Source organism: Pseudoleptotrichia sp. (assembly GCF_057270515.1).
Genome location: NZ_DBHIXS010000001.1, coordinates 307,335 through 318,967, shown reverse-complemented (window position 1 = coordinate 318,967; position 11,633 = coordinate 307,335). Strand labels below are relative to the sequence as shown.

Genomic DNA, 11,633 nt, shown 5'->3' with positions numbered 1-11,633 from the left:
AAATAAGCTATATAAAAAAGGAAAATAAAATGAATATTTCAGAATTTGACTTTGATTTGCCCGAAGAATTGATAGCCCAACATGCTGTTAATCCGAGAGACCACTCAAAGTTACTTGTACTAAATAAAGAAAAAAAAGAAATAGAACATAAAAGATTTTATAATATAATAGATTATCTCAAAAAAGACGATGTACTCGTAATAAACAGGACAAAAGTAATACCTGCAAGGCTTTATGGCAGAAAAGATACCGGAACTGTGCTTGAGTGCTTTCTCTTAAAAAGATATGACTTGTATACATGGGAAGTACTGTTAAAGCCCGCAAAGCGTTTGAAAATAGGTCAGAAAGTTGTATTTTCCGAAAATCTTCTGGAAGCGGAGCTTATTGAAATAAAAGAAGATGGAAATAGAGTCCTGAAATTTAACTATAAAGGAAATTTTGAAGAAATACTTGATAAGCTTGGAGAAATGCCCTTACCTCCTTATATTACAGAAAAACTTGAAGATAGAAACAGATATCAGACAGTCTATGCAAAAGAAGGTGAGTCTGTTGCTGCACCTACTGCGGGACTTCATTTTACTGAGGAACTTATTGAAAGAATAAGAGAAAAAGGGGTAATAATAGCCGAAGTATTTCTTGATGTGGGTCTTGGCACATTCAGACCTGTACAGACAGAAAATGTAAATGACCATATAATGCACAGTGAAAAATATTGGGTTCCAAAAGAGACGGCGGAAATTGTGAACAATGCCAAAAGAAATGGCAATCGTGTAATTGCTGTAGGAACTACATCCGTAAGGACGCTCGAATCATCAGTAAATGAAAAAGACGAACTTATAAAAAACACATCCGAAACGAGTATATTTATATATGGAAACTACAAGTTTAAAATAGTCGATGCGATTATTACAAACTTTCATTTGCCAAAGTCTACTCTTATAATGCTTATATCAGCTTTCGGAGGAAAAGACTTTGTATTTGGAGCCTATAAAGAAGCCGTAAAAGAGAAATACAGATTTTACAGCTTTGGAGATTCTATGTTTATATACTGATATAAATTAAAAATTTGCTATTGGAAAAAGTTACTGTTAAATAAGTAGTTATTAATAATCATAGTTATAGTCAGGAGTTTATATGTCAAAAAAGAACTTTAAATTAATGATTTCGGTAATTCTATTTTTAATATTCAATACATTTTTATTTTCTGAAAATACTGTAAAACCTGAATTTTTGGCAATAGGGAATATAAAAATTGTAAGACCCGAACCATTAATAATAAAAAGGGAAGATTTGAATATTACAATCGAAAAAAATAGAAAGATAAAAGTTGAAAGTTTTTACACATTTGAAAATATAGGAGAATTTAATATAAAGTCGACATTTATGTTTTGGCTTGACCAGAATACTGTAAATAAAGAAGCAAAAAAATATATTGAAAATATTAGATTTTTTTCGGATTTTAAAAAATCTCAGAATTTAAGAGCAGTTATAAATTTCTCTGAAAATATATATGATAAACAGTTCTCGGATAATATTCAGAGGGAATGGTTTGCCATATCAAAAACAGTAGAACCTGAAAAAGAGGGAAAACTTGTTGTTAAATATAATCTTATGAATACGGGATTTGAAAAAAATAAAAAGATAAATTTCAGTTTTGCTCTTGTGGATAACTTTCATCAGAAAAATAGAGCTGAAATATTTTATGTAAATATTTATAATAAATCAGATATAAAAATAGATAAAATAACTTATAAAAATTATATATTCAAAAATGTATCAAAAAATTCTGAAAAAGAACATTATGAGCTGTTGGCGGGGAATGTCAGCTTAGACGGAATAATGACTATAAATTTTAAATAATTTAAGAGGTATGAGATGAGAATTACTGCCGGAACACTGAAAAACAGAAAAATAAAATCAAGGGAGGGCAGAGAGACAAGACCGACTCTTGAAAGGATAAAGGAAGCAATTTTTAGTATAATCGGGGATAAAATTATAAAAACGAAGTTTCTTGACTTATATTCGGGAACAGGTAATATGGCAATAGAAGCTTTGAGCCGTGGGGCTGAAAGAGCCATTATGATTGAACAGGATAAAGAGGCACTCAGAATAATTATAGAAAATATAAATAATTTAAAATTAGACAATCAATGTAGGGCTTACAAAAATGACGTCTTACGAGCTATAGAAATATTGGACAGAAAAAATGAGAAATTTGATATAATTTTTATGGACCCTCCTTATAAAGAGAATATAACCGAAGAAACAATAATTAAAATATCGGAAAGCAATATTTTAAATAAAGACGGAATAATTATTTCAGAGCATAGTATTTATGAAAAACTCGGAAATAAAATAGGGAAATTTGTAAAATATGATGAGAGGGATTATAATAAAAAAATTATATCTTTCTATAGATATGAAGACAAATGATATTAAAAATGAAAATGGAGGTCATAAAAATGGCAGCGAAAAAGCAGACTTATGAGGAAAATATCGAAGAAATTGACAGAATATTAGAAAAATTGGAAAATCAGGAGCTTTCCCTTGATGAGTCCATTGAAGAATATGAAAAGGCAATAAAACTAATAAAAGAGTCGGAAAAACTGCTTGAAATTGGAGAAGGGAAAGTATTAAAGGTTCTTGAAAAAAACGGCAAACTTGAAACAGAAGAGGTAGAATAAATGTTAAAAGAGTATCTGTCAGAAAAAAAAGAGACAGTCGAAAAAGAACTGATAAAAAAATTGGAAAAATATAAATATCCTGAAACTCTTTCCGAAGCTATGACTTATGCCGTTATGAACGGAGGAAAGAGAATAAGACCAATAATTATGTATATGATTTGTGATTTGTTTTCGGAAAATAACAGATATAACGAAATGAATAAAAATATATCGGTATCCAAAAAAGGCTCTGATAAAGGAAAGTACAATAATATAAAAGATATAGCTACAGCCTTGGAATTTATACATTGCTATTCTTTAGTACATGATGATTTACCCGCTATGGATGATGATATGTATAGGAGAGGAAAGCTGACGACCCATATAAAATATGGAGAAGCAACAGGAATACTCACAGGTGATGTTCTTCTGACAGAAGCTTTCAACGTTATAGCAGAATCTGAATATATAAGCGATAAAATCAAAGTGGAAGTGATAAGAAAACTTTCAGAATATGCAGGTTTTTATGGAATGGTAGGAGGGCAGTTTGTAGATACGGAATCGGAACATAAAAAAATTTCTTATGACACATTGAAATATATCCATTCCAATAAGACTGGTAAATTAATCACTGCTGCCGTTGAGTTACCTCTAATCGCGTTAAATATAGGAAAAGATGAAAAAGAAAAACTGATAGAATATTCAAAAATAATAGGGACAGCTTTTCAGATAAAAGATGATATTCTTGATATTGAAGGTTCTTTCGAGGAAATAGGTAAGCAGTCCAGTGATGAAAAATCTGAAAAAAGTACCTATCCGAGTTTATTTGGGCTTGAAAAGTCCAAAGAACTGTTAAATGAACATATCTTGGAGGCAAAAAAAATACTGAAAGATAATTTTAAAAATAATTTATTATTATTAGAATTGACAGATTATATAGGAAATCGTGGTGTTTAAAATGTTTAAGGAAAAAGAAAATTATTTTTTTATAGAAGAATTTGAAAAATATGGAATAAAAGCCGTTTATTCTAAAAAAAACGCAGGAAATATGTCCGATTATTGTAATATGGAAGGACAGAAAGAGGGAACGCAGGAAAAAAACAGGAAAAGGCTTTTAAAAGAGCTGAATATTGAAAATAGAAAAATCGTAATGTCTTATCAGACACACACGAACAATGTCCAAATAATAGATAAAAATACTGAAAGCTATACTTTTAAGGATATTGACGGATTTATAACAGATAGAAAAGATGTAGCACTTTTTACTTTTTATGCTGATTGTCTACCTATATTTGTGTATGATATTGAAAATAAAGTTATCGGAGTATGGCACTCAGGCTGGCCGGGAACATATAAAGAAATAATGAAGTCAGGTTTGGAAGCAATGAAAAAGGCTTATAATACGAAAACTGAAAATGTAATCGTGGGATTGGGAATAGGCATTCAGCAGAAAAATTACGAAGTAGGAATGGATTTTTATGATAAGTTCATAGAAAAATTCGGAAAAGATAATGAATTGATTATAAAGTCTTTTAAACTTAATAAGGAAACTGAAAAATATCATTTTGATAATATAGAGTTTAATAGGGTTATGGCTTTATCTCTCGGAATAAAAGAAGAAAATATAATTATTTCCAAAGAAAATACGTGGGATGAAAAATTTTATTCCCATAGGAGAGAGGGAAAGCAGGCAGGAAGAGCAACGGCAATGATAAGTTTTATATAATAAAAAGATAATCAGAAAAAATAAATATTTAAATAAAAACACAAAAAAATATATTTATGAATTTATTCAAAATTTTACTAAATAAATAAATATATTTTTTTTGTACTATAAAATTTTATCCGCCCAAATAAGCTTTTTTGATTTCAGGATTAGTTATAAGCTCTTTTCCTGTTCCCTCAAGGATAATCTGCCCTGTTTCAAGGACATAACCTCTATTGGCAATAGAAAGAGCCATATTTGCATTCTGTTCTACAAGAAGTATTGTAACTCCGTGTTCTTTATTAATTTTTTCTATAATTTTAAAAATTTCCTGTACAAGCAAGGGAGCCAGACCCATTGAAGGCTCATCAAGTAAAAGAAGTGCGGGCCTTGACATCAAAGCCCTCGCCATTGCGAGCATCTGTTGTTCCCCTCCGCTCATAGTACCTGCGAGCTGTTTTTTCCTTTCGGCAAGTCTCGGAAAAAGTTTGAACTGATTTTCCATATCTTTTTTTACGCTGTCTTTGTCATTTCTTGTATATGCACCCATTTCAAGATTTTCAGTAACAGTCAGTTCCGTAAATATTCTTCTTCCTTCAGGAACATGGGCCATTCCCTGTTTTACAAGTTTATGGGCCTCAATATTTGTTACATTTATACCATTCAGAGAAATTTCCCCTGATTTTATAGGTATTAATCCTGAAACCGCATGTAATGTTGAAGTTTTTCCCGCACCGTTTGCACCGATAAGAGAGACTATTTCTCCTTTTTTTATATTGAAAGAAATACCTTTTATTGCGTGAATTCCTCCATAATATATATTCAAATCATTTACATTTAAAATATTCACAAATGTCCTCCTAATTTACTCTAATTCATTATTTATTGTATTATCCTGTTATTCTCCCAAATAAGCTGTGATAACTTCTTTGTTATTCTGAATTTCTTCGGGCAATCCTTTAGCAATAATTTTTCCGAAATTAAGGACATACAATCTTTCACAAATTCCCATAACTAAATCCATATCATGTTCTATCAAAAGTATGGAAATTTTAAATTTTTCCCTTATAAAACCTATGGTATTCATCAAATCTTTAGTTTCATTAGGATTCATACCTGCGGCAGGTTCATCAAGCAGAAGAAGTTTAGGAGACGTAGCCAATGCTCTCGCAATTTCTAATTTACGCTGCTGTCCGTAAGACAGATTTCCCGCAGTTATATTTTCCATTTCCGTCATTTCAAATATATCAAGTAAATCAAGAGCCTTATCAGTAACTTTTTTTTCCTCTTTCCAATATTTAGGAAGTCTGAAAATAGCGTCTAAAGTCGAATAAGTCATACTGTTGTTCAAAGCAAGTTTTACATTATCCAGAACAGACAGATTTTTAAACAATCGGATGTTCTGAAATGTTCTTGCCACTCCTAAAGAAACTATCTGAGGAGTAGATTTTTTATTTATACTTGTTCCATTAATGGATATATCTCCGTCGGTAGGTTTATAGACACCTGTCAGTAAATTGAATATAGTAGTTTTACCGGCACCGTTAGGGCCTATCAGTCCTATCAGCTCACCGTCGTTTATATCAATATTTACATCATCTACAGCCCTAAGACCTCCAAAAGATATACCTAAATTAGCCGTTTTTAATAATGACATTTTATTACTCCTATTTTTATTATTATTATTATTTTAAATATTATTTTTTTTGCTTAAATTATTTTTAATTTTCTTATATTTATTTATAAATCTCGGTATAGTAAGCTCTTTTTTTCCAAATACGCCGTCAGGTCTGAAAATCATAAGTACTATAAGTATTATCGCGTAAACTAAATATCTGTATTGAGAAACCTGTCTTAGCTGTTCATTTAGAAGAGTAAGCAGGATTGCCGACAGGACTGCGCCTGTAATACTTCCCAAGCCTCCAAACACGACCATAACCAATATTTCTATTGAAAATATAAATCCAAACTTGTCAGGAGTGAGTGTACCTATATTATGTGCAAATAATGAACCTCCTACGCCTGCAAAAAATGCAGACAGTGTAAATCCGTAAAGCTTAACCTTGTTTATATTGATACCTATATTTTCAGCAGCTATTTCATTTTCCCTGATTGAAAGGACTTGTCGTCCTTTTCTCGAAGTCATAATCATTGTCATAATTACTACTGAAATAACCGTTATAAAATAAACATTGGAAAAAGTATTAATGGAAGGAATGCTTTTAAGTCCTGTTGCTCCTCCTAAAAAGTCCATGTTCTGAATAACATATTTAATAATTTCTCCGAAAGCTAAAGTAATAATTGCTAAATAATCCCCTCTTAGCCTTAGTGTGCTTCCGCCTACTAAAAATCCAAATATTCCTGCTAAAATACCCCCGGCAGCTGTGGCAATGAGCAGCTGTAGAACAGAAGGAAGACTGTACGTGCTTAATGCTTTGGAAACAATAGCTCCTGTATATCCTCCTATCGCAATAAATCCTGCATGTCCCAGACTTAACTGTCCCATAAGACCGACTGCGATATTAAGACTGACAGAAAAAATAATTGAAATAAGTACGCTTATATATATTCCGCCTGTATAATTGAAAGGGTCGCTACTGTCAAAACTGAAATACAGTACGAAATACAAGGCTATCAAAAATATAAATGTCAGGGAATAATTTCTAACATTGAGTTTATTGAAATAATTTAAATCTTTCCATCTGTTTTCATTTTCAGTGATTTGTTTAGTATCTTGCATTTTTTCCTCCTAAATTAAACTTTCTCTTTCATATTTTTACCGAATAATCCGTTCGGCTTGAATATCAATATCAGAATTAATACACCGAAAACGATAGGATTAGCCCATGTAGAGGAAATATATCCTTTTGTATAGGATTCGATAATGCCCAATACATAACCTCCGACCATTGCTCCTGGAATACTTCCAATTCCTCCAAATACTGCAGCGATGAAAGCCTTTAAACCCGGCAACATTCCCATATATGGTTCAATAGTAGGATACATAATAGCATAAAGCACTCCTCCCAAAGCTCCCAATCCTGAACCGATAGCAAAAGTAATCGCAATAGTAAGGTTTACATTTATTCCCATAAGTTTTGCAGCACCTGTGTCTTGGGAAACCGCTCTTGTAGCTTTTCCTAATTTAGTCTTTCTGATGAATAAATTAAGTATAAACATACAAATCATAGTAATGACGATTACAAATATGGTAAGCATACTTACATTTACAAAGCCCAAATTTATTTTTATTTTAGGTGATAAAAATACAGGAATTAAATTAGTATCAATAATTTTGGGAGTAGCTCCAAATATTATAAGTGCAAGACTCTCAAGAAGAAAGCTGACTCCTATGGCAGTTATCAAAGCTGATATTCTGGGAGCATTTCTTATAGGTCTGTATGCAAAGTAATCTATCACAACACCTAAAATCGAACAGAAAATAATTGATAGTATGAGAGCAATTGAAAAAGGCATACCGTTTGAGATAGCCACCAATACTGCATAAGCTCCAACCATTAATATATCTCCATGGGCAAAGTTAATAAGCTTAACGATACCATAAACCATTGTATATCCTAAAGCTATCAGAGCATAAATACTTCCGGTTTGCAGTCCGTTAATTGTCTGTTCTATAAAATTTTTAAACATTTGAACTCCTTGTTATATAAATAATAGTAAAATGCAAAGAAGATAGTATTACTATCTTCTTTACAAGCTGTGTTTTTAAATACTGACTGATATTATAGTGTGATACTAAAGTTTTTCTTTTAATACTAATTTTCCGCCTTTAACCTCTATGAATGTAACCTTTTTTTCAGGATTTCTTTCAGCATCAAATTTTAATGCTCCTGTTATAAGGTTGGAAGCATTCGTTGCAGCAATAGCATCTCTTATTGAAGCAGGAGATAAGTCTTTTGAAGTTTTTAATGCTTCTTCAAGTATTGTACCTGTATCATATCCTAAAGCTGAAAAGACGATAGGCTCTCTATTGTATTTAGTTTTAAATGCAGATATAAAATTACGTACGAGATCGGAAGAATCATCAGGAGCATACTGACTTGCAAAAACAGCACCTTCAGCAGCAGCGGCAAAATTTTCCTGAATTCCGTCCCAGCCGTCTCCTCCCAAGTATTGAGTTTTCAATCCAAGTTCATTAGCCTGAGTAAGAATTAAACCGATTACATTATAATAATCAGGAATAAATATAGCTTCAGGGTTTTGAGCTTTTATTTTTGTGAGGATAGATTTGAAATCTTTATCATCTTTAGTATATTTTTCTTCGATAACTGTTATACCTTCTTTTGCAGCCTGTTCTTTGAATGCTGCTGCCAATCCTACAGCATAGTCACTTGAAGTATTGGAAAGCATTGCAACGGATTTTATTCCTTTTGTTTTTGCATATTTGGCAATGACAACTCCCTGATAAGGGTCAGTAAATGTAGTTCTGAATACATAATCTTTGCCTTTAGTAATATCAAAGTTAGTACCTGTAGGTGTAATCATAGGTACTTTAGCACTTTGTGCCAAGTCCGAAACTGCAAGTGAAGCAGATGAGATAATTTCTCCGACTACAAGATTTACTTTATCTTGGGAAACCATTTTTTTGAATATATTTACTGCTTCCTGTGCATCTCCTTTACTGTCCTGAATGATAAGTTCTATTTTTTTGCCGTTTATTCCTCCGGCAGCATTGATTTCATCAATTTTGAGTTTAAATCCGTCAATAGTGGCTATTCCATATTGGGCTACTTCCCCTGTAAGCGGTCCTATAACCCCTATTTTAATTACATCTCCATTTGCATTTGCTCCTTTTGCTTCATTTTTTGTACCGCAGCTGAGAACAAATAACATCAGTAATGACATCATTAACAACATTTTTTTCATCTTTTTGTCTCCTTCTATATTAAAATTTATTAAAATATATTGAAAATAATTTATTTGTATAGGAAGTATAGCATAATAAATTATATAAATAAAATATGTATTATTTATGATAAGATTAGTCTAATAAATCTATACGATAAAAATCTGAATTCAAAATAATAAATAAAGCCGAAAAAAGTTTGACAATCAAAGTAATTTGTGGTTAAATGAATTTAAAGAAATGGAGTGATCTATATGAAAGTAAAATTTGACGGAGTAATGGAAACATCACTTATAACTTTATATGCGAGAGCAGAAGATTATAAAAAAGAAAAATCTGTATTGAAAGATAAAAAATCTGCTGAAATATTGTCTCAGATAGATTATGATTTTTCAAAATTTTCTAAAGGTTGGCTTTCTTATTACGGTATTCTTTCAAGGGCTAAAATAATGGATGAGCAAGTAAAAAAATTTATTTCTGAAAATCCTGAGAGTATTGTAGTTTCGATAGGTTGTGGTCTGGATACAAGGTTTGAAAGAGTGGATAATGGCAAAGTCGAATGGTATAATGTCGATTTTCCTGAAGTGATTGAAAAAAGGAAATTATTTTTTTCTGAAAATGAAAGAGTAAAAAATATTTCAAAGTCCGCATTAAATCCTGAATGGACAAAAGATATAAAAATTGGCGAAAAAAAACTTCTTATTATTTCTGAAGGCGTGCTTATGTACTTTAGTGAAGAAGAAATAAAGAGTTTCCTGAAAATACTGACAGATAATTTTGATGAATTTGAAGCACAGTTTGACTTAATTTCTGTAGGAGCTTTGAAAATGCAGAAAGAACACGATGTGCTGAAAAAAATGAATGCTACATTCAAATGGGGAGTAAAAGACGGAAGCGAAGTCGTAAAATTAAATCCTGTAATGAAGCAGACAGGACTTATTAATTTTACTGTTGAAATGAAAAAAATTCTCCCTTTTACAAAAAAATGGATAATCCCTTTTATGTATTTGTATAATAACAGACTGGGAATGTACAGTTATAAGAAAGAAAAGTAAGAATATATAAGAAAAGTAAATTTATTTTTTTAGTAAATTTATGTTTTTTAAAGTGTATGTTGACTAACTAAAATATTTGATAAATTTAAAAAGAGGCGTAGCCTCTTTTATTTTTGAAAATCCAATAAAATTTTTTATATTTTTTATAATATTTTATTTAATAGTATTATAGCATTTTTATAATATTTTTCCGTTTTTTATTGATGACTTCCTTTTTTGTTATAATCTTTCTGTTTTTCTTTGTATTTTCTGACCTGTCTTTCCAATCTTTCAGATAATTCGTCAATAGCAGCATACAGGTCATTATTTCTTGATTCGACTTTTATTTTGGTTCCGCTTGCATAAACCAGTCCGTCAGCTTTATGGACATCCCCCTCAGTTTTCTTTTTCTCAACTGTTAAGACAATATCGACTTCAGTTATAGCATCAGTATACTTGGAAATTTTGTTGATTTTCTCTTCAGTATAATTTTTAATTGCATCAGTAATTTTCAATTGTTTTCCGCTAATAATGATTTTCATATAAAATCACATCCTCTCTTAATTGTCATTAATATTATATCTCATATTAAGAAAAAGTCAATATATCTTCGTTATTTAATACTTAGTTTTTTCTTTTTATAAAAATCATCCGTATTTTTCAGAGATGTTTTTATATCATTTTTTTAAATATAATTTTATATAAATATGATTTTATAAAAATATTTCAGAAAAAAATATTGTCATATTGTAAAAATGTGCTAAAATATAATTAGAGAAAATTATATCTAAATTTATATTTCAAGGAGGTAACAAAATGAAAAAAATACCTGAAGCAGTAGGGCCGTATTCGGCATTCAGAATTGTAGGAGATTTTCTGTATATCTCCGGACAGCTGGGAATAAATCCCGAAACACAGAATATAGAAGAAAGTACAGTTGAAGGACAGGCAAAACAGGCGTTGGAAAATATGAAAGCCATATTGGAAAATAACGGCTATTCAATGAAAAATGTAGTAAAAACGACAGTTTTTCTTGATAAAATATCTGATTTTGTTTCAGTAAATAAAATCTATGCCGAATATTTTGAAGAGCCTTATCCGACAAGGTCAGCTTTTGAAGTAGGTAAATTGCCTAAAGAAGCTCTTGTTGAAATAGAGGCCATCGCTTATCTAAAGTAAATTTGAAATAAGAAATAAAATAAAAATTGAAAAAGTAAAAAATAAATCAAGAAAAAAGTAAGAAATAAAATGAAAAAAGTGGAATAAAAAATGAAATAAGAAAGAATTAGAAAAATAAAATTGAAAAAATGAAAATCATTTAGAGCAGAAGTGTGTTTTAAGTGATTTTTATTTATTTTATATAA

General features: G+C 30.6%; 14 protein-coding genes. 8 read left to right on the top strand and 6 right to left on the bottom strand.

What is annotated here, in order from left to right:
* Positions 1–29 precede the first annotated feature (29 nt).
* The 6 genes from queA to pgeF all read left to right on the top strand — a co-directional run bounded on the left by queA (position 30) and on the right by pgeF (position 4,389).
* Positions 30–1,052 (top strand): tRNA preQ1(34) S-adenosylmethionine ribosyltransferase-isomerase QueA, encoded by a 1,023-nt coding sequence (gene queA / locus ACO5J6_RS01645; protein ID WP_485641616.1) that lies wholly within the window; start codon positions 30–32, stop codon positions 1,050–1,052.
* Between the two features lie 82 nt (positions 1,053–1,134).
* The gene (locus ACO5J6_RS01640; RefSeq protein ID WP_485641615.1) at positions 1,135–1,860 is read left to right on the top strand and encodes a hypothetical protein; all 726 of its coding nucleotides are present in this window, start codon (positions 1,135–1,137) and stop codon (positions 1,858–1,860) included.
* Positions 1,861–1,875: 15 nt separating this feature from the next.
* A complete protein-coding gene (gene rsmD, locus ACO5J6_RS01635; RefSeq protein WP_485641614.1) occupies positions 1,876–2,433 on the top strand; it encodes a 16S rRNA (guanine(966)-N(2))-methyltransferase RsmD in 558 nt (185 codons plus the stop codon).
* A 29-nt stretch (positions 2,434–2,462) separates the two neighbouring features.
* Positions 2,463–2,684, top strand: a complete 222-nt coding sequence (gene xseB / locus ACO5J6_RS01630; protein WP_485641613.1) for an exodeoxyribonuclease VII small subunit — start codon at positions 2,463–2,465, stop codon at positions 2,682–2,684.
* A complete protein-coding gene (locus ACO5J6_RS01625) occupies positions 2,685–3,620 on the top strand; it encodes a polyprenyl synthetase family protein (protein WP_485641612.1) in 936 nt (311 codons plus the stop codon). It begins immediately after the preceding gene.
* Position 3,621: 1 nt separating this feature from the next.
* Complete coding sequence (gene pgeF / locus ACO5J6_RS01620) at positions 3,622–4,389, top strand: peptidoglycan editing factor PgeF (protein WP_485641657.1); 768 nt, start codon at positions 3,622–3,624, stop codon at positions 4,387–4,389.
* 115 nt (positions 4,390–4,504) lie between these two features.
* Here pgeF and ACO5J6_RS01615 read toward each other — a convergent pair whose 3' ends face one another.
* The 5 genes from ACO5J6_RS01615 to ACO5J6_RS01595 form a co-directional block, all read right to left on the bottom strand.
* Entirely contained in the window at positions 4,505–5,218 is a 714-nt protein-coding gene (locus tag ACO5J6_RS01615) for an ABC transporter ATP-binding protein (RefSeq protein ID WP_485641611.1), read from the bottom strand.
* Positions 5,219–5,266: 48 nt separating this feature from the next.
* Positions 5,267–6,025, bottom strand: coding sequence for an ABC transporter ATP-binding protein (locus ACO5J6_RS01610; RefSeq protein ID WP_485641610.1), 759 nt, complete (start codon positions 6,023–6,025; stop codon positions 5,267–5,269).
* Between the two features lie 33 nt (positions 6,026–6,058).
* On the bottom strand, positions 6,059–7,108 hold the full coding sequence (locus ACO5J6_RS01605) for a branched-chain amino acid ABC transporter permease (RefSeq protein ID WP_485641609.1): 1,050 nt from the start codon (positions 7,106–7,108) through the stop codon (positions 6,059–6,061).
* A 14-nt stretch (positions 7,109–7,122) separates the two neighbouring features.
* The gene (locus ACO5J6_RS01600) at positions 7,123–8,019 is read right to left on the bottom strand and encodes a branched-chain amino acid ABC transporter permease (protein ID WP_485641608.1); all 897 of its coding nucleotides are present in this window, start codon (positions 8,017–8,019) and stop codon (positions 7,123–7,125) included.
* A gap of 105 nt (positions 8,020–8,124) precedes the next feature.
* A complete protein-coding gene (locus tag ACO5J6_RS01595) occupies positions 8,125–9,255 on the bottom strand; it encodes an ABC transporter substrate-binding protein (RefSeq protein WP_485641607.1) in 1,131 nt (376 codons plus the stop codon).
* A gap of 234 nt (positions 9,256–9,489) precedes the next feature.
* Between ACO5J6_RS01595 and ACO5J6_RS01590 the strand changes: the two genes are divergently transcribed.
* Positions 9,490–10,290 carry a class I SAM-dependent methyltransferase gene (locus ACO5J6_RS01590; RefSeq protein WP_485641606.1) on the top strand — a complete coding sequence of 267 codons (801 nt, stop codon included), beginning with the start codon at positions 9,490–9,492 and terminating at the stop codon, positions 10,288–10,290.
* 197 nt (positions 10,291–10,487) lie between these two features.
* Here the strand turns inward: ACO5J6_RS01590 and hpf are convergent, their stop codons facing one another.
* A complete protein-coding gene (gene hpf, locus ACO5J6_RS01585; RefSeq protein WP_485641605.1) occupies positions 10,488–10,811 on the bottom strand; it encodes a ribosome hibernation-promoting factor, HPF/YfiA family in 324 nt (107 codons plus the stop codon).
* Between the two features lie 274 nt (positions 10,812–11,085).
* On the opposite strand from hpf, the gene ACO5J6_RS01580 reads away from it, so the two are divergent.
* The gene (locus ACO5J6_RS01580; RefSeq protein ID WP_485641604.1) at positions 11,086–11,448 is read left to right on the top strand and encodes a RidA family protein; all 363 of its coding nucleotides are present in this window, start codon (positions 11,086–11,088) and stop codon (positions 11,446–11,448) included.
* Positions 11,449–11,633: the final 185 nt, after the last annotated feature.

Excerpts from the sequence above, each read along its gene's own strand:
- queA (WP_485641616.1), top strand. The coding sequence starts at position 30 with ATGAATATTTCAGAATTTGACTTTGATTTGCCCGAAGAATTGATAGCC.
- ACO5J6_RS01640 (WP_485641615.1), top strand. The coding sequence starts at position 1,135 with ATGTCAAAAAAGAACTTTAAATTAATGATTTCGGTAATTCTATTTTTA.
- rsmD (WP_485641614.1), top strand. The coding sequence starts at position 1,876 with ATGAGAATTACTGCCGGAACACTGAAAAACAGAAAAATAAAATCAAGG.
- xseB (WP_485641613.1), top strand. The coding sequence starts at position 2,463 with ATGGCAGCGAAAAAGCAGACTTATGAGGAAAATATCGAAGAAATTGAC.
- ACO5J6_RS01625 (WP_485641612.1), top strand. The coding sequence starts at position 2,685 with ATGTTAAAAGAGTATCTGTCAGAAAAAAAAGAGACAGTCGAAAAAGAA.
- pgeF (WP_485641657.1), top strand. The coding sequence starts at position 3,622 with ATGTTTAAGGAAAAAGAAAATTATTTTTTTATAGAAGAATTTGAAAAA.
- ACO5J6_RS01610 (WP_485641610.1), bottom strand. The coding sequence starts at position 6,025 with ATGTCATTATTAAAAACGGCTAATTTAGGTATATCTTTTGGAGGTCTT.
- ACO5J6_RS01605 (WP_485641609.1), bottom strand. The coding sequence starts at position 7,108 with ATGCAAGATACTAAACAAATCACTGAAAATGAAAACAGATGGAAAGAT.
- ACO5J6_RS01600 (WP_485641608.1), bottom strand. The coding sequence starts at position 8,019 with ATGTTTAAAAATTTTATAGAACAGACAATTAACGGACTGCAAACCGGA.
- ACO5J6_RS01595 (WP_485641607.1), bottom strand. The coding sequence starts at position 9,255 with ATGAAAAAAATGTTGTTAATGATGTCATTACTGATGTTATTTGTTCTC.
- ACO5J6_RS01590 (WP_485641606.1), top strand. The coding sequence starts at position 9,490 with ATGAAAGTAAAATTTGACGGAGTAATGGAAACATCACTTATAACTTTA.
- hpf (WP_485641605.1), bottom strand. The coding sequence starts at position 10,811 with ATGAAAATCATTATTAGCGGAAAACAATTGAAAATTACTGATGCAATT.
- ACO5J6_RS01580 (WP_485641604.1), top strand. The coding sequence starts at position 11,086 with ATGAAAAAAATACCTGAAGCAGTAGGGCCGTATTCGGCATTCAGAATT.